General features: G+C 64.8%; 20 protein-coding genes. 13 read left to right on the forward strand and 7 right to left on the reverse strand.

Annotation, left to right across the window (positions count from 1 at the left end; all coding sequences use genetic code 11):
• Positions 1-732 precede the first annotated feature (732 nt).
• The 7 genes from topA (at position 733) to Q2M23_RS06790 (ending at position 9543) form a co-directional block, all read left to right on the forward strand.
• Complete coding sequence (gene topA, locus Q2M23_RS06760) at positions 733-3504, forward strand: type I DNA topoisomerase (RefSeq protein ID WP_057020795.1); 2772 nt, start codon at positions 733-735, stop codon at positions 3502-3504.
• Positions 3505-5862, forward strand: coding sequence for a ribonuclease R (gene rnr / locus Q2M23_RS06765; protein ID WP_310885861.1), 2358 nt, complete (start codon positions 3505-3507; stop codon positions 5860-5862).
• Positions 5853-6290, forward strand: a complete 438-nt coding sequence (locus Q2M23_RS06770) for a DUF983 domain-containing protein (RefSeq protein WP_018271985.1) — start codon at positions 5853-5855, stop codon at positions 6288-6290. Before rnr ends, Q2M23_RS06770 begins: the two co-directional genes overlap by 10 nt.
• A gap of 36 nt (positions 6291-6326) precedes the next feature.
• Positions 6327-7076 carry an NUDIX hydrolase gene (locus Q2M23_RS06775; RefSeq protein ID WP_141342741.1) on the forward strand — a complete coding sequence of 250 codons (750 nt, stop codon included), beginning with the start codon at positions 6327-6329 and terminating at the stop codon, positions 7074-7076.
• A 205-nt stretch (positions 7077-7281) separates the two neighbouring features.
• The gene (locus tag Q2M23_RS06780; protein ID WP_316395026.1) at positions 7282-8607 is read left to right on the forward strand and encodes an LLM class flavin-dependent oxidoreductase; all 1326 of its coding nucleotides are present in this window, start codon (positions 7282-7284) and stop codon (positions 8605-8607) included.
• A gap of 128 nt (positions 8608-8735) precedes the next feature.
• Positions 8736-8903, forward strand: a complete 168-nt coding sequence (gene rpmG, locus Q2M23_RS06785) for a 50S ribosomal protein L33 (RefSeq protein ID WP_018271988.1) — start codon at positions 8736-8738, stop codon at positions 8901-8903.
• Between the two features lie 121 nt (positions 8904-9024).
• A complete protein-coding gene (locus Q2M23_RS06790; RefSeq protein ID WP_316395028.1) occupies positions 9025-9543 on the forward strand; it encodes a hypothetical protein in 519 nt (172 codons plus the stop codon).
• Here the strand turns inward: Q2M23_RS06790 and Q2M23_RS06795 are convergent.
• The 3 genes from Q2M23_RS06795 to Q2M23_RS06805 form a co-directional block, all read right to left on the reverse strand.
• The gene (locus Q2M23_RS06795) at positions 9540-9668 is read right to left on the reverse strand and encodes a hypothetical protein (protein WP_256527872.1); all 129 of its coding nucleotides are present in this window, start codon (positions 9666-9668) and stop codon (positions 9540-9542) included. The two genes, Q2M23_RS06790 and Q2M23_RS06795, sit on opposite strands and share 4 nt — an antisense overlap.
• Before the next feature lie 72 nt (positions 9669-9740).
• The gene (locus Q2M23_RS06800; RefSeq protein ID WP_274612836.1) at positions 9741-11138 is read right to left on the reverse strand and encodes an ammonium transporter; all 1398 of its coding nucleotides are present in this window, start codon (positions 11136-11138) and stop codon (positions 9741-9743) included.
• A gap of 501 nt (positions 11139-11639) precedes the next feature.
• The gene (locus Q2M23_RS06805; RefSeq protein WP_057020799.1) at positions 11640-12872 is read right to left on the reverse strand and encodes an MFS transporter; all 1233 of its coding nucleotides are present in this window, start codon (positions 12870-12872) and stop codon (positions 11640-11642) included.
• 133 nt (positions 12873-13005) lie between these two features.
• Here Q2M23_RS06805 and Q2M23_RS06810 point away from each other — a divergent pair, with 133 nt between their 5' ends.
• Positions 13006-13608, forward strand: a complete 603-nt coding sequence (locus Q2M23_RS06810; protein ID WP_253623776.1) for a TetR/AcrR family transcriptional regulator — start codon at positions 13006-13008, stop codon at positions 13606-13608.
• 149 nt (positions 13609-13757) lie between these two features.
• Positions 13758-14963, forward strand: coding sequence for a serine hydrolase domain-containing protein (locus Q2M23_RS06815; protein ID WP_316395031.1), 1206 nt, complete (start codon positions 13758-13760; stop codon positions 14961-14963).
• A 105-nt stretch (positions 14964-15068) separates the two neighbouring features.
• On the opposite strand, the gene Q2M23_RS06820 is transcribed toward Q2M23_RS06815, so the two are convergent.
• Entirely contained in the window at positions 15069-16442 is a 1374-nt protein-coding gene (locus Q2M23_RS06820) for a PleD family two-component system response regulator (protein WP_168857442.1), read from the reverse strand.
• 15 nt (positions 16443-16457) lie between these two features.
• Positions 16458-16823, reverse strand: coding sequence for a response regulator (locus tag Q2M23_RS06825; RefSeq protein ID WP_028336390.1), 366 nt, complete (start codon positions 16821-16823; stop codon positions 16458-16460).
• A gap of 228 nt (positions 16824-17051) precedes the next feature.
• On the opposite strand from Q2M23_RS06825, the gene Q2M23_RS06830 reads away from it, so the two are divergent.
• Together Q2M23_RS06830 and Q2M23_RS06835 are read left to right on the forward strand one after the other, a co-directional pair.
• Positions 17052-17351 (forward strand): DUF3572 domain-containing protein, encoded by a 300-nt coding sequence (locus tag Q2M23_RS06830; RefSeq protein WP_076834488.1) that lies wholly within the window; start codon positions 17052-17054, stop codon positions 17349-17351.
• Positions 17330-18646, forward strand: coding sequence for a DNA polymerase IV (locus tag Q2M23_RS06835; RefSeq protein WP_316395035.1), 1317 nt, complete (start codon positions 17330-17332; stop codon positions 18644-18646). The genes Q2M23_RS06830 and Q2M23_RS06835 overlap by 22 nt, the downstream gene beginning before the upstream one ends.
• Positions 18647-18749: 103 nt before the next feature.
• On the opposite strand, the gene Q2M23_RS06840 is transcribed toward Q2M23_RS06835, so the two are convergent.
• Together Q2M23_RS06840 and Q2M23_RS06845 are read right to left on the reverse strand one after the other, a co-directional pair.
• Entirely contained in the window at positions 18750-19151 is a 402-nt protein-coding gene (locus Q2M23_RS06840) for a RidA family protein (protein ID WP_310885857.1), read from the reverse strand.
• Positions 19152-19396: 245 nt separating this feature from the next.
• Positions 19397-20263: a cell envelope integrity EipB family protein gene (locus Q2M23_RS06845; RefSeq protein ID WP_057020803.1), complete on the reverse strand. Its 867-nt coding sequence runs from the start codon at positions 20261-20263 to the stop codon at positions 19397-19399.
• Positions 20264-20526: 263 nt separating this feature from the next.
• On the opposite strand from Q2M23_RS06845, the gene Q2M23_RS06850 reads away from it, so the two are divergent.
• Positions 20527-20994, forward strand: coding sequence for a RidA family protein (locus Q2M23_RS06850; RefSeq protein WP_016845428.1), 468 nt, complete (start codon positions 20527-20529; stop codon positions 20992-20994).
• A gap of 3 nt (positions 20995-20997) precedes the next feature.
• The gene (locus tag Q2M23_RS06855) at positions 20998-21750 is read left to right on the forward strand and encodes a glycerophosphodiester phosphodiesterase (RefSeq protein ID WP_076834494.1); all 753 of its coding nucleotides are present in this window, start codon (positions 20998-21000) and stop codon (positions 21748-21750) included.
• Positions 21751-21767 lie beyond the last annotated feature (17 nt).

Raw genomic sequence — 21767 nt, forward strand, 5'->3', positions numbered from 1 at the left:
CGACGGCGGTGGATGTGGCGCGAGCTAGCGTTCTTCCTTTCTCCAGGAAGGGTCGCAAATCACGACTTCTGTTTCGCCGCACCGCGCTGTTTGACATCTTGAATTGCGGTCCATCCCCACCGTCGTCCTGGCGAAACGACCCATTACCCAAAATGAGAGTTATTGCGCGACGCTGGGGCCGCGATCCCGTTCATGATCAAATGCGGTGGTTATGGGTCCGGCTTTCGCCAGGACGACGGCCGACCCTGCTTCCCGTAACGCCCCTCACGACAGCTTCCTCCGGCTGCGCGAGCGCAGCTGCTCGTCGGCCTCCAGACGGGCCATCGCGAACAGGCGGTCGAGGACTTCGGTTTGTGGCGCCGGGCGAGTTTGGCGAGTTAGGTCGCGGCGCCTGCGATCAGGACCAGGGCATCGTCGGGGCCGCCTTCCCCAGCCGTCTCGTCGCCCGCCGGTCGCCGCCCGCCGGACGCCTTGCGCTTCCGGCCGCCCCCTGTGCTGCTCAAAAGGCCTAATCCGATTCCTACGCTGTATATAAAGAGATAAGCCCTTTCCGGCCGCAACTCTAGGACGCATTTCGCAACCCTTGGGATAGAAACTCCACAGCTTGGCGCCTCCCTTCAATATCTGGCGATTTGACAGGGACCGCCCCAGCACCCATGTTCGCCCCGACACGGCGGGCCGCGAGTCTAGCGGAACCCACCTTCAAGTTTTCCCGTAAGCTATTGGAATGACATGAATATCGTCATTGTGGAGTCGCCGGCCAAGGCCAAGACGATCAACAAATATCTGGGGTCCTCCTACGAGGTCCTGGCGTCGTTCGGCCATGTTCGCGACCTCCCGGCCAAGAATGGTTCCGTCGATCCCGACGCCAATTTCCAGATGATCTGGGAGGTCGATGCCAAGGCCGCGAGCCGGCTCAACGACATCGCCAAGGCGCTCAAAGGTGCCGACCGTCTGATCCTCGCAACCGACCCCGATCGCGAGGGCGAGGCGATCTCCTGGCACGTGCTGGAGGTGATGAAGGAGAAGCGCGCGCTAAAGGACCAGAAGGTCGAGCGCGTGGTGTTCAACGCCATCACCAAGCAGGCCGTCTCCGAGGCGATGAAGGCGCCGCGCCAGATCGATGGCGCGCTGGTCGACGCCTATATGGCGCGCCGTGCGCTGGACTATCTGGTCGGCTTCACCCTCTCCCCCGTGCTGTGGCGCAAGCTGCCCGGCGCCCGCTCCGCCGGCCGCGTGCAGTCGGTCGCGCTGCGGCTGGTCTGCGACCGCGAGCTCGAGATCGAGAAGTTCGTTCCGAAGGAGTACTGGTCGCTGGTCGCGACGTTGCTGACGCCGCGCGGCGATGCCTTCGAGGCGCGGCTGGTCGGCGCCGACGGCAAGAAGATCGCACGGCTCGACATCGGCTCCGGCGCGGAAGCCGAGGATTTCAAGAAGGCGATCGAAGCCGCGCTGTTCAAGGTCGCGACCGTCGAGGCCAAGCCGGCGCGGCGCAATCCGCAGGCGCCCTTCACCACCTCGACCCTGCAGCAGGAAGCGAGCCGCAAGCTCGGCTTCGCGCCGGCGCACACCATGCGCATCGCGCAGCGGCTCTATGAGGGCATCGACATCGGCGGCGAGACCACCGGCCTCATCACCTATATGCGAACCGACGGCGTGCAGATCGCACCCGAAGCGATCACGCAGGCGCGCAAGGTAATCGGCGAGGACTATGGCAACGCCTACGTGCCGGACGCCCCGCGCCAGTACCAGGCCAAGGCCAAGAACGCGCAGGAAGCGCACGAAGCGATCCGCCCGACCGATCTGTCGCGTCGCCCGGCCACCATCGGCCGACGGCTCGATGCCGATCAGGCGCGGCTTTATGAATTGATCTGGAAGCGCACCATTGCGAGCCAGATGGAGTCGGCCGAGCTCGAGCGCACCACCGTCGACATCGAGGCCAAGGCCGGCTCCCGCGTGCTGGAATTGCGCGCCTCCGGCCAGGTCATCAAGTTCGATGGTTTCCTCGCGCTCTATCAGGAAAGCCGCGACGACGAGGAGGACGAGGATTCGCGCCGCCTGCCCGCGATGAGCGAGGGCGAGGCCGTGAAGCGCCAGAGCCTCGCCGTCACCCAGCATTTCACCGAGCCGCCGCCGCGCTTTTCGGAAGCCTCGCTGGTGAAGCGGATGGAAGAGCTCGGCATCGGCCGCCCCTCGACCTACGCCTCGATCCTGCAGGTCCTGAAGGACCGCGGCTATGTCAAGCTCGAGAAGAAGCGGCTGCACGGCGAGGACAAGGGCCGCGTCGTGGTCGCGTTCCTGGAGAACTTCTTCTCGCGCTACGTCGAATACGACTTCACCGCCGATCTCGAGGAGCAGCTCGACCGCATCTCCAACAATGAGATCGCCTGGCAGCAGGTGTTGCAGGACTTCTGGCGCGGCTTCATCGGCGCGGTCAACGACATCAAGGACCTGCGCGTCGCCGAGGTGCTCGACGCGCTCGACGAGATGCTCGGCCCGCATATCTATCCGCCGCGCGCGGATGGCGGCGACGTCAGGCAATGCCCGACCTGCGGCACCGGCCGGCTCAACCTCAAGGCCGGCAAGTTCGGCGCCTTCGTCGGCTGCTCGAATTATCCGGAATGCCGCTACACCCGTCCGCTCGCGGCCGACAGCGCCGAGAGCGCCGACCGCGTGCTCGGCACCGATCCCGACACCGGCTTCGATGTCACGGTGAAGGCCGGCCGCTTCGGCCCCTACATCCAGCTCGGCGAGCAGAAGGATTACGCCGAAGGCGAGAAGCCGAAGCGCGCGGGCATTCCAAAGGGCACCTCACCGGCCGATGTCGATCTCGAACTGGCACTGAAACTGCTGTCGCTGCCGCGCGAGATCGGGAAGCATCCGGAAACCGGACAGCCGATCACCGCCGGCCTCGGCCGGTTCGGGCCGTTCGTCAAGCACGAGAAGACCTATGCCAGCCTCGAGGCCGGCGACGAGGTCTTCGACATCGGGTTGAACCGTGCCGTCACGCTGATCGCGGAGAAGATCGCGAAGGGCCCGAGCGGCCGCCGCTTCGGTGCCGATCCCGGCAAGCCGCTCGGCGATCATCCGACGCTCGGCGCGGTCGCGCTGAAGAACGGCCGCTACGGCGCCTATGTCGCGGCGGGCGGCGTCAACGCGACGATCCCGAGCGACCGCACCCCCGACCAGATCACGCTCGCCGAAGCGATCGCGCTGATCGACGAGCGCGCGGCCAAGGGCGGCGGCAAAAAGGCCAAGAAGGCCAAGGCGGAAAAGCCCGCCAAGGCGAAGAAAGCCAAGTCCGAGGCGACCGAGACTGACGGCGACGGCGAGGCCGAGCCCGCCAAGAAGGCTGCGTCGAAGAAAGCCGCGGCGAAGCCGAAAACGGATGCGACCAGCAAGGCGCGCGCGCCGGTCGCCTCCGGTGCCAAGACGTCGCCTGCAAAATCATCGGCACCAGCGAAAGCGCCCGCGAAGAAAAGCGCCGGCAAGGCACGAGGATAAGTGAAACGAAAACCCGACCATGGCTTTCCGGGCCGGGACGCCATCGTCGCCTTCATCCGCGCCAATCCAGGCAAGGTCGGCACCCGCGAGATCGCGCGCGAGTTCGGCCTGAAGAACGCCGACCGCGTCGAGCTGAAGCGGATCCTCCGTGAGCTCGCCGACGACGGCACGATTGCCAAGCGCGGCCGCAAGATCCACGAGCCGGCGGCGCTGCCACCGACCCTGCTCGCCGACATCACCGGCCGCGACAGCGACGGCGAGCTGATCGCCACGCCCGCCGAGTGGGACTCGGACGAGAACGGCACCGCCCCGAAAATCCGTATCGAGACGCCGCGGCGGCCGAAGCCCGGGACCACCGCCGGCGTCGGCGACCGCGCGCTGCTGCGCGTCGAAGTCACGGACGAGCAAGACGGCACACCCTATCGCGGCCGCGTCATCAAGGTGATCGATCACGGGCGCACCCGGATCCTCGGCATCTTCCGTCGCAATCCCGATGGCGGCGGGCGCCTGATCCCGGTCGACAAGAAGCAGGCCGGCCGCGAGCTCAACATCGCCAAGGCCGACAGCGGCGGCGCCGAAGACGGCGATCTCATCAGCGTCGACCTGATCCGCACCCGCGGCTACGGCCTCGCCTCCGCCCGCGTCAAGGAGCGGCTCGGTTCGATCGCCAGTGAGAAGGCGATCAGCCTGATCGCGATCAACACCCACGATATCCCGCAGGTGTTCTCCACTTCTGCGCTGCGCGAAGCTGAAGACGCCAAGCCCGCAACCTTGCAGGGCCGCGAGGACTGGCGTGACGTGCCGCTCGTCACCATCGATCCGCCGGATGCCAAGGATCACGACGACGCGGTGCATGCGGAAGTCGATCCCGATCCGAACAACAAGGGCGGCTTCATCGTCCATGTTGCGATCGCCGACGTCGCCTTCTATGTGCGGCCCGGCTCGGCGCTCGACCGCGACGCGCTGCAGCGCGGCAACTCGGTGTATTTCCCTGATCGCGTCGTGCCGATGCTGCCCGAGCGGATCTCCAACGATCTCTGCTCGCTGGTGCCGGGCGAGCCGCGCGGCGCGCTCGCGGTGCGCATGGTGATCGGCGCCGACGGCCGCAAGCGCTCGCATACCTTCCACCGCGTGCTGATGCGCTCGGCTGCGAAGCTACATTATGCGCAGGCGCAGGCCGCGATCGACGGCAGGCCCGATGACACGACGGGCCCTATCCTCGATCCGATCCTGAAGCCGCTGTGGTCGGCCTACGAGCTGGTCAAGCTTGCACGCAACGAGCGCGACCCGCTCGATCTCGATCTGCCCGAGCGCAAGATCCTGCTGAAAGCCGACGGCACCGTCGATCGCGTGATCGTGCCGCAGCGGCTCGACGCGCACCGGCTGATCGAGGAGTTCATGATCCTCGCCAACGTCGCCGCGGCCGAAATGCTGGAGAAGAAGGCGCTGCCGCTGATCTACCGCGTGCACGACGAGCCGAGCCAGGAGAAGGTGCACAACCTGCAGGAATTCCTGAAGACGCTCGACTTGCCCTTCACCAAGCATGGCGCGCTGCGTCCCACGCAATTCAACCGCGTGCTGGCGCAGGTTGCCGGCGAGGACTACGAGCCGCTGGTCAACGAGGTGGTGCTGCGTTCGCAGGCGCAGGCGGAATACTCCGCCGAGAACTACGGCCATTTCGGCTTGAACCTGCGCCGCTACGCGCACTTCACCTCGCCGATCCGCCGCTATGCCGATCTGATCGTGCATCGCGCGCTGATCCGCGCGCTCGGGCTTGGCGAAGGCGCGTTGCCGACCGATGAAACCGTGGAGACGCTCGCCGAGATCGCCGCGCAGATTTCCGTCACCGAGCGCCGCGCGATGAAGGCGGAGCGTGAGACCACCGACCGCCTGATCGCGCATTTCCTTGCCGATAAGGTCGGCGCCTCGTTCCAGGGCCGCATTTCCGGCGTGACGCGATCCGGCCTGTTCGTGAAGCTCGACGACACCGGCGCCGACGGTCTGATCCCGATCCGCACCATCGGCAGCGAATATTTCAACTACGACGAAACTCGCCACGCGCTCATCGGCACGCGCAGCGGCACCATGTATCGGCTCGGCGACGTCGTCGATGTGCGTCTGGTGGAAGCCGCGCCGATAGCCGGCGCGCTGCGATTTGAGTTATTATCCGATGGTCAGGCAATTCCGCGCGGCAGAAAACGCGACAGCGTAAGGGCCGAGCGCCGTGCCGCCGGATTTGACAAGGGACCAAAACGATCAGGCAAGAAGGCGCACAAGGAGCGGAAATCGCGCAAGAAGGATCGCAAGCCGGCGCAGCAGAAGTCCGGCAAATCGAAGCGAGGCAAGTCATGGAAGTGACACCACCGACAGTGGTCTGGACTCGCGAGGCGGCCGAGCCCGAGAAGCGCGACGTGTGGAGCGCGATGAAGCGCGGGTTCCGCTGCCGCTGTCCGCGCTGCGGAAAAGGCAGACTGTTCCGCAAGTTTCTCAAATGCGACGGCCATTGCCCGGTCTGCGACCTCGACTTCACGCCGCATCGCGCGGACGATCTGCCTGCCTATCTCGTCATCGTTATCGTCGGCCATATCGTGGTACCGATGGCGCTGTGGATCGAGACCAATTATTCGCCGCCGGTGTGGCTGCAACTTGCGATCTATCTGCCGTTCACGCTGTTCGCATCGCTGGCGCTGTTGCAGCCGGTGAAGGGAGCCGTGATCGGCTTGCAATGGGCCCTGCGCATGCATGGCTTTGACGAGAATCCCCCTAGCGACATCCCGCCGGTCTAGCTAAACCGGGCCGCAAGAAGAAATGAAAGGGATGAAATGACTGAAGCTGCCGCGCCCGCCGCTGTCGTCCACCAGGGCGAAAAAGAAGCCGACCATCATGCGTATTTCCGGCCGAAGGATGCGGCGACGCTGATCCTGATCGATCGCTCCGGCGCCAAGCCGAAGGTGCTGGTCGGCAAGCGTCACGACAAGGTCGTGTTCATGCCCGGCAAATTCGTTTTCCCCGGCGGCCGCGTCGACAAGGCCGACAACCGTGTGCCGGTCGCAGCGCCGATCACGCCGGAGCTCGAAGCCAATCTGTTGAAGGGCAGCCCGAAGATCACGCCCGGCCGCGCGCGTGCGCTTGCCAACGCCGCGATCCGCGAGGCCTGCGAGGAGACCGGGCTCTGCCTCGGCCGCAAGGTCGAGAAGCCGCACAAGCTCGACGGGCCCTGGGCACCGTTCGCCGACGCTGGTCTCTTGCCCGATCCGTCCGGCCTGTTCCTGATCGCGCGCGCGATCACCCCGCCTGGCCGCGTCCGCCGCTTCGACACGCGCTTCTTCACTGCCGACGCGTCGACCATCGCGCATCGTGTCGAGGGCGTGGTGCATGCCGATGCCGAGCTGGTCGAGCTGGTCTGGGTCGAGATCGGCTCCGAGCCGCTCGCCGACGCGCATGCCATGACCAAGAACGTGCTCGCCGAGCTCGACCGCCGTCTCGCCACCGGGCCGCTCCGCCACGACGCGCCGGTGCCGTTCTTCCATTTCTACGGCGGCAAGATGCAGAAGGACGTGCTGGGGGCGTAGTATGATCCTCGTCATTCCGAGGCGATGCGCAGCATCGAACCCGGAATCCCGAGATTGCGGCGCGAGATTCCGGGTTCATCGCTGCGCGATGCCCCGGAATGACACTGTCGAGAGAGCGGCCAAAAACAAAATAATCTTCCCGATGGCGCGCCGCGAAACGCCTCCCTATCTGTTCCGCTAACGACATCAAGGACGGAACGGGGCAATGGCGAAGCGTCAACTCAAGCTCGGCGCGTTCATGCGGCCGATCAGCATTCACACCGGTGCCTGGCGCTATCCCGGGGCCTGGCCCGACGCCAATTTCAACTTCGACCACATCAAGACGCTGATCCGCAAGCTCGAGGCCGGCAAATTCGACGCCTTCTTCATGGCCGACCATCTTGCCGTGCTGAACATGCCGATCAGCGCGCTGAAGCGCAGCCACACCGTGACCTCGTTCGAGCCGTTCACGCTGCTATCGGCGCTCGCCGCCGTGACGGAGAATATCGGCCTGATCGCGACCGGTTCGACCACCTTCGACGAGCCCTATCACGTCGCGCGGCGCTTCGCCTCGCTCGACCACATCTCCGGCGGCCGCGCCGGCTGGAATATCGTCACCACGTCCAATCCGGACGCGGCGCTGAATTTCGGGCTCGACGACCATATGGAGCACGCCGAGCGCTACAAGCGCGCCCGCGAGTTCTACGATGTCGTCACCGGCCTGTGGGATTCCTTCGCCGATGACGCGTTCGTGCGCGACGTCGAGTCCGGACTGTTCGTCGATCCCGACAAGATGCATGTGCTCAATCATAAGGGCAAATATCTCTCGGTCCGCGGTCCGCTGAACATCGCCCGCCCCGTGCAGGGCTGGCCTGTCATCGTGCAGGCCGGCGCTTCCGATGACGGCAGGCAGCTTGCGGCCGAGACGGCGGAAGCCGTGTTCACCGGCGGCGGCAGTCTGGCCGACGGACAGAAGCTCTACGCCGACATCAAGGGCCGCATGGAGAAGATCGGCCGCGATCCCGAGCATCTGAAGATCCTGCCCGGTGCCTTCGTCGTGGTCGGCGACAGCGTCGAGGAAGCCAAAGAGAAGCGCGCGCTGCTCGACAGCCGCGTGCACTACGACAGCGCGATCGCCTCGCTGTCGGTGATCCTCGGCACCGATGCGTCCGGCTTCGATCCCGACGGACAGTTGCCGCCGATCCCCGAAACCAATGCCAGCAAGAGCGGCCGGCAGCGCCTCGTCGATGTCGCAGCGCGCGACAAGCTCACCGTGCGCCAGCTCGCGCAGCGCGTCGGCGGCTATGGCGGGCTCGCCTTCGTCGGCACGCCGCAGACTATCGCCGACCAGATGGAGGAATGGCTGACCGGCCGCGGCAGCGACGGCTTCAACATCATGTTCCCCTATCTGCCGCAGGGCCTGTTCGAGTTCGTCGACAAGGTGGTCCCGGAACTGCAAAGGCGCGGGATTTTCCGCACGGAGTATGAGGGGCGGACCTTGCGCGAGAATTTGGGCCTGCCGCGGCCGAAAAATCAGTTCTTCGAGGGGTAATAGGCCCGGAATCGAGGTGGTTTTGGTTCGGAAATCCTTGACTTTGAGCGGTTTGTGGCTAGTTTCCGGGCCAAACGCGGGCCGATTTGGCCGGCTCCCGAATTCCCCCGATTTTCGAGGTTTTGCACATGGCCAAGGCGGTCACCATTAAGGTCAAGCTCGTGTCGACGGCCGACACCGGCTTCTATTACGTTGCCAAGAAGAATTCGCGCACCATGACCGACAAGCTGGTCAAGAAGAAGTACGACCCGGTCGCGCGCAAGCACGTCGAGTTCAAGGAAGCCAAGATCAAGTAAGATCGGCTGCTTCCGACGTTTCAAACGGGGCCCTCGCGGCCCCGTTTTTGCTTTCTAGGCTTGCGTCATCCCTCATGATTCCCGGAGCAGTCCCGGGCGTAGGGCTCAGATGATCGCAACCTTGGACGAGGGAAACGTCGGCGGCTACTCGGTCGCTTACGGCCGCGAGGACATCTACTTTCCGGTCTATGTCACGGCAGCCCTCGCCGCGATCTTCCTGACCGCGACCTGGATCACGGGCGCGATCTATTGGCTGGCGCCGGCAGCGGCAGCGGGCGGCTTCACCTATTACAACATCCCCCTGCTGGAGGCTGGTCGTCCGACGATCGGGGCCAACCAGTACGGCATCTTCATCCAGGCCTTCGGGCTGATCCGCTGGCGCGCCATCACGCGCATCGACCTCGTCGAGATCGCTGAGCGCGCGATGACCGTTCACGAGTTGCAGATCGCGCTTAACGGACCGCTCGGCAGCGCGCTGGTGGCCGATTGGCGCAAGCGGCCGGCCTACCGGCTGTTGATGCGCCTGCCGTGGCGCATGGACCATCGTGGCGTGGTCCGCGTCAATCTGGAGCCATTCGACCGGACGCCCGACGAGATCCACCGGACGTTCCTCAGGATGTGGCGTTATTACCGGAGCTAACCCTTGAACGCCTCGTCACGCAGATGCGCGTCTGCGATCTCTGCATCCGGATTGTGTGTGATCGTCATGAACCAAATGAGGCTGAAGAACAGCGACCACGCTGTGTTCCAATAGAACCAGTTCATCGGATCACCTCGAACAGCTTAAATCCGCGCCAGCGGGCGAAGATCGCCAGCTGCGCGGAATGCCGCCAAAGTCTACTGCACGACCTCGCCGTGCAGTGCCAGATCCAACCCTTCGCGCTCGATGTCCCGCGTCACTCGAAGCCCGACGAAGAGATTGATCACGAACAGGATGATCAGGCTCACCACGGCATCATACACGAAAACCGTCGCGACGCCGATGCATTGATTGAGGAACTGCCCGGGATTTCCTTCCAGAACACCTGCCGTTCCACCATACTGCTCGACCGCGAACACCCCGGTCAGCAGCGCTCCGACGATGCCGCCAAGGGCATGGACACCGAAGCAGTCCAGCGCATCATCGTAGCTGAACATGCGCTTCAAGCCGGTGCATCCCCAGTAGCAGCAGACGCCGGCGGCGATGCCGATCGCGAAAGCGCCGACCGGCCCGACGAAACCGGAGGCCGGCGTGATCGCGACGAGGCCCGCCACGGCACCCGAGCAGATTCCGACGACGGTCGGCTTGCCCTTCAACGCCCATTCCACCAGCATCCAGGTGAAGCCCGCCACCGCCGTGGCGATCTGAGTCACCAGCATGGCCATGCCCGCCTGCATTCCGGCCGTGACAGCGGAGCCGGCGTTGAACCCGAACCAGCCGACCCACAACAGCGAGGCGCCAATGAAGGTCAGCACCATATTGTGCGCCGGCCCCGTCTCGACGCGCTTGCCGAGCATGATGGCGCACATCAGGCCCGCGACGCCGGCGTTGATGTGCACAACGGTGCCGCCGGCGAAATCGAGAACCTTGACATACGCAGCGTCGTTGCCGGCCGAGAATATGCCGTCAGGGCCCCAGACCCAGTGCGCGATCGGCGCATAGACGAAGATCGCCCACAGCCCGATGAACCAGAGCATCGCGGAGAACTTCATCCGCTCGGCAAACGCGCCGGCAATCAGCGCCGGCGTGATGATGGCGAACGTCATCTGGAAGCAGATGTAAACGGACTCGGGGATCGTCGCAGCGAGCGGATTGGGATTGCCGATGCCTCCCTTGCCGATGTCGCTCAGGATGTCCTTGAGGAACAGGCGATCGAGGCCGCCGATGAACGGCGTGCCGGCACGAAACGCAAGACTGTAGGTAAGGACGGCAAACAGGATCGTGACCAGGCAGGTGACCGCGAAGCTGGTCATCACGGTATCGCCGACATTCTTCTTGCGCACCATGCCGCCATAGAACAGGCCGAGCCCCGGGATCGTCATCATCAGGACGAGCGCGACTGACGTGAGCATCCAGGCGGTGTCGCCGGAATTCGGCGTGCACTTCTCGAGAATCTTGCCGCCACAGGCAGGCGGCGCCGCCGCATCCTCGGCCAGCGCGAGATCGTTAAACAGCAGGCAAAGGAACGCCACGCCCAACAAGGCAACCACGATTCTCACGAGCTTCTGGCGCGTGTGTGTCGCAGACTCCATCATCGACCTCCCATCACAAGAGAAATGCTGGCGTTCGGAATGGGCGCGGCGCGTTCGCAGCGTGAGCGCTGAAGGACAGCGCGCGTCCGGCTATCGGGATGTCTCGAAGTGCCGCGGTGCGGGTGGCGGGATGCAGCGAAGTCGCAGCGGCATCAGGCCCGACGCAGGGCACAAGGGCCTCCTGCTCGGCGGCGCGGCAAAGGCCGTGGTGCGCGGATGGCTGGAGAATGACGGCGACTAGCCCCATCGCGGCCAGCCCTTCCCAAAGTCCCCAGGCCGGAACCCTCAGCGAGGGTTTCCGGCACGATTTCTAGCCAAATTGAAACAAGATTCGTGCCACCACTGCGCGCCGCGTAACACTTTGAAAACGCTATCGCTTCGATCCGCGGCCGGAACAGCATCGCGCTCCATTGCACGCTCTTGCGGCAAGTGGCCGGTCAAAAACTAGGCAGCATCTGGCGACTGCCCTCGCAAGGAGCAGCCGCCAGCTTCGCAGGGATTCTGCTAAGCGGCCTTCAGCAGCGGCGGCTGCGCCGGCCGGATCAGCGCGAAGGCGAGCTGGATGATGCCGCCGGCAAGGCCCAGCGCGACGCCGATGCGCCAGGCCATGGTGTAGGAGCCGAGCGAGTCGTAGATCAGCCCTCCTCCGTAAGCGCCGAGGAAGCTGCCGACCTGGTGGCTCATGAAGGCGAGGCCCTGGATCATCGCCTGCCAGCGCAAGCCGAACATCTCGGCCACCGCGCCCGCGACCAGCGGACCGACACCCATCCAGAGGAAGCCCATGATCGCGCCGAACAGCAGCGTCGAGCCGGGCGTTGCCGGCAGCATGAAGTACCAGGCGAGCGCCAGCGAGCGCAGGATGTAGATCGCGCCGAGCAGCGCCAGCTTGTTCCAGCGCTGGCCGGCCCAGCCGAAGAACAGCGAGCCCAGCACGTTGAAGCCGCCGATCATGCCGAGCGTCTGCGCGCTCAGCATCGGATCGAGCCCGCAGATCGCGAGATACGACGGCAGATGCGTGGTGAGGAAGACGAGCTGCATGCCGCAGACCATGTAGGCGCAGGTCATCACCACGAAGGCTGCGTTGCCGAACGCGGTCTTCGCCGCCGTCGCCGCGGTGGCGTTGCCGATGTCGTCGCCAGCGGGCTTCGGCAGCGGAATCTTGTCGACGCGCCCGGCGTACAACGCCGCCGGGATCATGAAGATCGAGAGAATGACAAAGCCGGCAAGTCCGACGCGCCAACCGAAACCCTCATTGAGCATCTGGCCGATCGGCGCCGACAGCAGCGCGCCGAGCGAGCCCGCGGCGGAGACCATGCCGAGCACTGTCGAGCGTACCGTCTCCGGCACCGCGCGCGCCGAGACCGACATTGCGATCGCATTCGCGGTGCAGGCGAGCGAAAGGCCGATCAGGACACCGGCGCCGATCATGATGGCAACGAGCCCATGCGCCGTCGTCATCAGCACGAGGCCCGCGATGTAGGCCAGCGCGCCGACCACCATGATCGGGCGAAAGCCGTAACGCACCGTCATCGCGCCGGCGACCGGCTGCAGAAAACCCCAGGCGAGGTTCTGCACCGCGAGCGCCAGCGTGAAGTGGGATATCGAGATGCCGATGTCGTGCGTCAGCGGCTGCATGAAGATGCCGAGGCTCTGCCGCAGCCCCATGCTCAGCGTGAGCATGATGGAGGCGCCGATCAGGATGGGAAGGGTGGGACGCAGGACCTGCAACAGGGGCATTGTTCTTATTCTCCCATAACGGCACGGCACGCGTGCCATGGCCTGCGATTCATGCATGTTTTGGTTACACAGACCTGTGCACTTAGGCTATACAGGGGGCCGACTGTCAAGCGAAGAGGATCACGGCTGGCGCATGGCTTCCCCGCCTCCCAAACAGACCATGAAGGAGCGGATCCTCGAGACCGCTGACAGACTGTTCTACCTGCAAGGCATTCGCGCCATCGGCGTCGACACCATCGCGGCCGAGATCGGCATCAGCAAGCGCACGCTCTACAACCACTTCCCGTCGAAGGACGCGCTGATCGAAGCCTATCTGCAACGCCGCTTCGTGCAGCCGCGTCCCTCCGACAAGCCGCCGGCCGAGCAGATTCTCGCAACCTTCGATTCGCTGGAGCGGCGCTTCTCGGCGAAGGATTTTCGCGGCTGCCCGTTCGTGAACGCGGTGGCCGAGCTCGGGCCGGAGGACGAGGATCGCACCTTCAGGAACATCGCAATCGCCTTCAAGGAAAGCCGCCGGCTCTGGTTTCGCGATCTGCTGCGGCGGCTCGGCGTTGCCGATGCCGAGGGACTTGCGACCCAGCTCACGCTGCTGGTCGATGGCTCGATCGCGCAGGATCTGGTGCGCGACGATCCGGCGATGGCGCACGCGGCCAAGGAAGCCGCGCGCGTGTTGCTGGCAAATGCAGGCGTCAAGGTCGGCAGCCCCGCCCCCGCCGGCAAGAAACGCGCCGGATAAATCCGGTTGCGTGCGGAAGTCAGGTTTGGTTGTTAACACCGACCGCAGGCCACGGCATTCCCGGCTGGATATTCCGTCCGGCGAGATTGGCAGCGACCGCGCGAAGACCTGCTACTTAGAAGACTTGCGGCACAACAGGGGAAACGACCATGGAAGATCTGAAGGTGACGGCCACCGGCTATGATTTCGCGCCGGCGCGCGCGGCCATGCAGCGCTACATCGACAACGATCTCCTGTCCGGCATCTCCTGGACGGTTCTGGTCGGGCGCGACATCGCTGACACGGGCTGCGTCGGATGGGCCGACAAGGAAGCGCAGATTCCGTTGCGCACCGATCACATCTTCCGCGTCTTCTCCAACACCAAGCTGATCACCTCCTGCGCGGCGCTGCTGCTGGTCGAGGAAGGCCGCTTCCGGCTCGACGATCCGATCGAGACCTTCATCCCGCAACTCAGAAACCGCAAGGTGCTGCGGCCGGGCGCGACGTCGATCGACGACACCGAACCGGCGCAGCGGTCGATCACCATTCGCCATCTGCTGAGCCACTCGGCCGGCCTCAGCTACGGCCTGTTCGATCCGGGCACACCGATCTTCAAGGCCTACAACGAGCGCAAGATCCTCAATCCGATGACGACGCTCGCCGACATGGTCGACGGTCTGTCCGATCTGCCGCTGGTGTTCCATCCCGGCTCGTCGTGGGAATATTCCGTTGCCATCGACGTGGTCGCACGGCTGGTCGAGGTGGTGAGCGGCCAGCCGTTCGACAAGTTCATAAAGGCGCGCATCCTCGATCCGCTCGGCATGGTCGACACCGGCTTCCATGTTCCGGAGAAGGATCACAACCGGCTCGTCGCCTATTACGCCGGCGACGATCTGATGGACCCGATGAAGCCCGGGCTGACGCGCACCGACAACGCGCCCTATCCTGGCGCCTATCTGCGCCCGGTGCCGCGCTTCAATGGCGGCGGCGGCCTCGTCTCGACGCTGCATGACATGGTCGCACTGATCCGCAGCCTGCTGCCCGGCGGACCGACGCTGCTGAAGCCGGAGACGATCGCAGAGGCGATGACCAACCAGCTCACGCCGGGCCAATGGATCCGCTTTGCGATGATGGGCGAGCAGCCCGGCAAGACCTACGGTCTCGCCGGCGGACTGATCCTCAACCCCTCCCCGATCGATCATCCCGACGCCGCCGGCGAGCTCTATTGGGGCGGCGTCGCAGGCACGCAGTGGTGGATTTCGCCCAAAACGGGCATCGCCGGCGTCATGATGGCGCAGCGCCAGATGGCGTTCGTCCATCCGTTCTCGTTCGAGTTCAAGCGGATGGCCTATGACGCGGTGAGACGCGGCCGCTAAGGGCACTTCGTAGCCCGGATGGAGCGCAGCGAAAATCCGGGAAGCTGGTGCAAGCGGCGCGATACCCCGGATTGCGCTTCGCTGCATCCGGGCTACGAGATCGCGCTACGCTGCCGCAGACACCACGCGGTTGCGGCCGTCATGCTTGGCGCGATAGAGCGCAGTGTCGGCACGCTTGAGCACATCGGTGACCTGCTCGCCCTTGCGCTCCAGCGTGGTGAGACCGATCGAGATCGTGACGGTGATCCGCTTGCCGCCCTTGTCGACGGTGAAGGGCTCGCCCGCGATCGAGCGGCGCAGCCGCTCGGCGACCATCCCGGCGACATGCAAGTCGGTCTCGGGCATCACGATCACGAACTCCTCGCCGCCATAGCGGCAGGCAAGATCGATGCCGCGGATCGACTTGCGGATACGGACGGCGAATTCGCGCAGCACATCATCGCCGGCATCGTGGCCGTAGGTGTCGTTGATCGCCTTGAAGTAGTCGATGTCGAGGATCATCAGCGCCAGCGGCTTGCCGCGGATCGAGGCCTGCTCCGCCAGCGTCGCGAGGTGGCTTTCCATGTAGCGCCGGTTGTTGAGACCGGTCAGCGCATCCGTGATCGCCATCTCGATCGAGTTCTGCACATTGTCGCGCAGATGATCGGTGTAGCGGCGGCGGCGGATCTGGGTGCGTGCCCGCGCCAACAGTTCGTTCTTGTCGACCGGACGCAGCAGGTAGTCGTTGACGCCGATCTCGAGCCCGCGCATCAGCCGTGTGTTGTTGTCGGCATCTGAGATGGCGAGGATCGGGACCTGGCGCGTGCGCTCCAGCGAGCGGGCCTGGCTGCACAGCCGCAGACCGTCGTAATTGTCGAGGCTGAGCGACACGATCAGCAAGTCGTAATTGCCCTCGGCGGCGTGGAACAAGGCTTCCGACGGATTGATCTCGACGTCGACGTTGTGTTCGGCGGAGAGGATCGGCGCCAGTTTCTCGTAGGACGACGGCCGGTCGTCGACGAGGAGAATGCGGCCGCCGGTGCCCTTGTCGGCGATCGCGCTGCGCTCGGGCGCCTGCATGCCGATCTCGAGCGAGGTGATGGCGCGCATGCGCAGTTCGTCGGTCATCATCTTCAGCCGCGTCAGCGAGCGCACGCGCGCGATCAGCACGACGTCGGACACCGGCTTGGTCAGGAAGTCATCGGCGCCGGCTTCAAGGCCGCGCACGCGATCGGCCGGGCTGTCGAGCGCAGTGACGATGACGACCGGAATGAAATGGGTCGCCGGATTCGACTTCAGCCGGCGGCAGACCTCGAAGCCGTCCATGTCAGGCATCATGACATCGAGCAGGATGATGTCGCATTCGGCGCGTGCGCAAATTTCCAGTGCCTCGGTCCCGTTGGAGGCAGTCAACACATCGAAATATTCGGCTGACAGACGGGCTTCCAACAACTTGACGTTCGCCGGAACGTCATCGACCACGAGGATACGCGCGGACATTGCACCACAACTCCCCTATCCGATAAAGCGTCGGACAGTCTCAATAAATTTGCCGACCGAGATCGGCTTGGACAAATAGGCTTCGCAGCCGCCCTCGCGGATACGTTCTTCGTCGCCCTTCATGGCGAAGGCGGTGACCGCGACCACCGGAATCGCGCGCAGATCGGGATCGTCCTTGATCCAGCGCGTGACCTCCAGGCCGGAAACCTGGGGTAGCTGGATGTCCATCAGGATGAGGTCGGGGCGCAGCTTGCGGACGAGGTCGAGCGCTTCGAAGCCATTGCTGGTGCCCGAAGTCTGATAGCCGTGCGCTTCCAACAGATCGCGAAAGAGCTTCATGTTGAGCTCGTTGTCCTCCACGATCAGGACGGTTTTGGCCATCCCGTCCCTCCCAAACCCAGGAGACGGGCCCGGCTGCGGTACCTCACGCACCGCGCTCGGGGCGCGTCGAAAATGTGAATTCAAACTAGCGCCAGAATCGCTCTAACCCGTTAACCCGAAGTCCAACTTCCGCAGCGTGGTTTCCGTTGCTTGAACACATGAGGAAGACTCGGGCATGATGGGCCTCTCAATAGAGACCATAAGTTAACGGAAAGGCAAACCGGCGCGTTGAAAAAGCCTGTTCACAACCCCCGGGAAGTTGCTGAAATCGTTGCGATTCAGGCGCTCGGCTTCATTGCCGGCGATCCCGAGCGGCTGGGCCTGTTCCTGGCTGAAACCGGAATCGGTCCAGAGACGCTGCGGAACGCCGCGTCCAACCCTCAATTTCTTGCGAGCGTGCTCGATTTCGTGATGCGCGACGACGCCACCGTGAAGGCGTTTGCCAGGGCCTCGGAACTGCACCCGACCAATATCGCCGCCGCCCATCAGGCGCTGGGCGACCCGAAATGGGAGCGCGACGTGCCGTGACGACGGCAGCGGCAGCTTCCGACGGCCCCCTCAGTTTCTGCCGAGACTGCCTCGGCGACCTCGATATCAAGGTGAAGCGATGCAGCCATTGCGGCTCGCCGCGGCTGGTGCGTCATCGCGCCCTGCCCGCACTGGCGCTGGCGCACATCGACTGCGACGCGTTCTATGCCACCGTCGAGAAGCGCGACAATCCCGAGATCGCCGACCGCCCGGTCATCATCGGCGGCGGCAAGCGCGGCGTCGTGTCGGCCGCCTGTTACATTGCTCGCACCTATGGCGTCCGCTCGGCGATGCCGATGTTCAAGGCGCAGGAACTCTGCCCGGATGCGACCGTGATTCCGCCGGACATGGCGAAGTATGTCCGGGTCGGGCGCGAGGTGCGGCAGGCGATGCAGGCGCTGACGCCGCTGGTCGAGCCGCTGTCGATCGACGAAGCCTTCCTCGATCTCGCCGGCACGCAGCGCGTCCACGGCATGATCCCGGCCAAGGTGCTCGCCAAATTCGCCCGCGATGTCGAGCGCGACATCGGCATCACGGTGTCGGTCGGCCTGTCCTGCAACAAGTTCCTCGCCAAAATCGCCTCCGACCTCGACAAGCCGAGGGGCTTTGCCGCGCTGGACCAGGACGAGGCGCGCGAGATGCTGGCCAGCAAACCGGTCGGGTTCATCTACGGCGTCGGCCCCGCGACCCAGGAGAAGTTGGTGCAGCGCGGCTTCCGCCTCATTGCCGACCTGCAGCGCGCCGACGAGAACGAATTGATGAAGCAGTTCGCGAGCGAAGGCCGCCGGCTGTGGCGGCTCGCGCGCGGCATCGACGACCGGAGCGTGGTGGCCGATCGCGGCGCCAAGACGATCTCGAGCGAGACCACCTTTGAGACCGACATCCGCGACTTCGCAACGCTGGAAAGACTGCTCTGGAAACTGTCGGAGAAAGTCTCGGCGCGGCTGAAGACCAGCGAGCTCTCGGGGTCCACCATCACGCTGAAGCTGAAGACCGCGGACTTCCGCCAGCGTACCCGTTCGCAATCGATCCAGACCCCGACCCAGCTTGCCGCCAAGATCTTTGCGGTGTCGCGCGAGATGCTCGCGAAGGAAATCGACGGCACCGCCTTCCGCCTGATGGGCACCGGCGTCAGCGCGCTGCGCCCGGGCGCGCAGGCCAACGATTCCGACATGCTCGACCGCCGCTCGGCGCACGCCGAACGCGCGATGGACAATCTGCGCAAGAAGTTCGGCAATGCCGCCGTGATCAGGGGCATTGCCTATGAGGGGCCGCAGAAGAGCGCGGAAGAGTAATCGGTCGTCATGGCCGGGCTTGACCCGGCCATCCATCAACGAGGACTCTTTGAAAAGCGATGGATGCGCGGGTCGAGCCCGCGCACGACGACTGCGCAGCCCTTCAATCCGCGACCGCAACCGCCTCGATCTCAATCAGCCATTCCGGCGCCGCGAGCGCGGTGACACCGACCAGCGTAGAGGCCGGCGGCTCCATGCCCTCAAAGAACGCCGAACGTGCCTTGCCGATGATGGGACGGAGCTCCGGCTTGTAGCCGACGACCAAGGTCGTGATCTTCACGATATTGGAATAGCTGGCTCCGGCGGCCTTCAGCGCCATGCCGAGGTTCTGCATCACCTGCGTCGTCTGCGCGGCGAGATCGCCGGCGCCGACCACGCGGCCCTCCTCGTCGACGGAGACCTGTCCCGAAATGTAGATCGTGCGCGCGCCGGAGGCGACGACGACGTGGGAGTAAGCCGGATTGTGATGCAGGCCGCTGGGGCGAAGGTGGTTGAGCTCGCTCATGAGGTGCCTCCCTGACACGCGTGTTTGTGGGAAGCCTACTCGTGCCGGACGGTTCCGGCCAGTGCGGTGTCGTGGAGTGCTCGGGCTTGCTCCGCCGTCGTCCCGACGAAAGCCGGGACCCATCCACCGAAGGTGATTGTTGTGCGACGCTGGGGCCACAGCCCCCTTCAACAACTCACCCCTGTGGTGATGGGTCCCGCTTCGCTTGCCCGGGACGACGCTGAGTGGGTGGCGATAGCCAGCCCTCACTTGCAGGGCTTGGAATCCCTGACGTCGAACTTGTCCAGCGCGCCCGAGATCACGAAATCGTTGTAGTCCAGCACCAGTGCACGGGAGACGCCGTTCTCGTACAGCTCGAACGACATCGCGTAGACCGGCGTCTGCTCGCCGTCCTTCGCGCGCGCGTCGCTGTCGTAATAGCTCACCGTCACCGGCCAGCGCGTCATGGCCTTCATCGCATTGCTCGCCGTCGACGGATCGGGCGATGACGGCGCGCGGTCGCCTGTGATCGGCCGGCCGATCACGGTCAGCGTGTTGTAGATCTTCTCGCCGTTGTCGGAGCCGTCATAGACGGTCTGCTCGAGCACCGACTTGCCGTCGCGGGCGGCAGCGATGATGTGCTGGATCTGCTCGGTCGGGAACACGATCTTGCCGTCGATATTGAACGTCTTCTTGACCGGCTGGGTCAGCTTCACGGTGATATGATCGCCGACCCGCTCGGCGATGCCGTCGACCGGCGACGATTCGCTGTCGTTCATCCGCGTGTCGATCTTGAAGCGGTAGCTTTTGCCCGACGCGTCCTCCCAGGACGTGGAGCGAAGATCGGACAGCGTCACCTTGCCCTCGCCGCTGTCGAGCTCGGACACCTGGCGGAATTCGGAGGTGTAGCCTTCGCAGGAGTTGCCGGAGAAATTGTAGAGGATGCGCCCGCGCGCATCGCTGACCGAGTTGGAGCCGCGCGATTTCACCAGGCTGAGGTCGTAGAGCGCCTGATGCGCGAGAAACGGCCCGCTTGCCGCAGCGACCGCGGGCCCCTGAACCAGGCCGGATCCTGCGGCAACGGCGATCGCAAACACCAGGGCACGCGACGGAGTCCGGAACGGCAGGGTCATGTGGTTTCCTCAAGGAGGCAGGGATTCGCCACAATAGTGACGGTGGTATTGCGCCGCAACTGGGGCAAGTCTGACAAAATGGCAATGTATGCAGCGAAATTGCCGTCATTTTCGGCAGCTTTCCGTGCGATTCGGCACGTCATGGCCGCGTTGTCCTCACCTTACCGTCGCTTGCAACCGGCGGCACGATGCGCGAAACAATCGAAACAAACTTGGCCCTGACCGCGTTTCAGGCTTCGTGCAATCCAATTGGGGGACCAAAAATGGCGGGTACCGTCGAACAAAAACTGGCGTCACAGGGCATCACACTTCCCGAGCCGACCTCCCCGGTCGCAAACTATGTCCCCTTCGTCCGCAGCGGAAACCTGCTGTTCGTGTCCGGCCAGGTCTGCTTCAACGCCGAGGGCAAGCTGATCGCCAAGGGCAAGCTCGGCGCCGGCGTCACGCTCGAACAGGGCGCCGCTGCCGCGCGCGGCTGCGCAATCAATCTGCTGGCCCAGATCAAGGCCGCGCTCGGCGACCTCGACAAGGTCGTGCGCGTGGTGCGGCTCGGCGGATTCATCAATTCGGCGCCCGACTTCTTTGACGGGCCGAAGGTGCTGAACGGCGCCTCCGACCTGATGGTCGAGGCGTTCGGCGACAAGGGCCGCCATGCCCGTACCACCGTGGGCGTCGCCTCGCTGCCCGCGGACGCCGCGGTCGAAGTCGAAGGCGTGTTCGAAGTCGCCTGATCGATGCGCGCTCCTGATTGGCTGACGAAACGGCCGGTTGCCCATCGCGGCCTGCACGATGCCGCACGCGGCATCATCGAGAACATGCCGGCCGCGGCCACCGCCGCGGTAGCCGGCAACTTCGCCATCGAGTGCGATATCCAGCTCACCGCCGACGGCGAGGCCATGGTGCATCACGACGATGCGCTCGGCCGCCTCACCGAGGGGGCGGGGCTGCTGGCAACCAGGACGGCGGCCGAGCTGAAGGCCGTCAAGTTCAAGGACACCGCCGAGCAGATGATGACGCTCGGCGATCTCTGCGCGCTGGTCGCCGGCCGCGTGCCGCTGGTGGTCGAGGTGAAGAGCCATTTCGACGGCGACCGCAAGCTGGTGCGGCGGATGGCCGAGGTGCTGGCGTCCTATTCCGGCCCGGTGGTCGGCATGTCCTTCGATCCCGACCAGGTGCTGGCGCTGCGCGAGATCATGCCGAACCTGCCGCGCGGCATCACCGCCCAGCGCACCTATGACGACGGCCATTGGGACAAGCTGACGCCGGCACAGCGCGACAGCATGCTATACCTGCGGCACGGCTTTACGACCGAGCCGCATTTCGTCGCCTATTGGGTCAACCAGCTGCCGGCACCGGAGCCGTGGATCGCCCGCAACGTGTTCGGCTGTGCGCTGCTGGCCTGGACCGTGCGGACGGTGGAACAGCGCGAGCGCGCGGCGCGCTACGCCGACCAGATGATTTTCGAGGGGTTCGTGCCGGGAACCTGACATGTCCGAGACATGCC

Source organism: Bradyrhizobium sp. 33ap4 (genome assembly GCF_032654765.1).
GTDB classification, from domain to species: Bacteria; Pseudomonadota; Alphaproteobacteria; order Rhizobiales; family Xanthobacteraceae; genus Bradyrhizobium; species Bradyrhizobium australafricanum.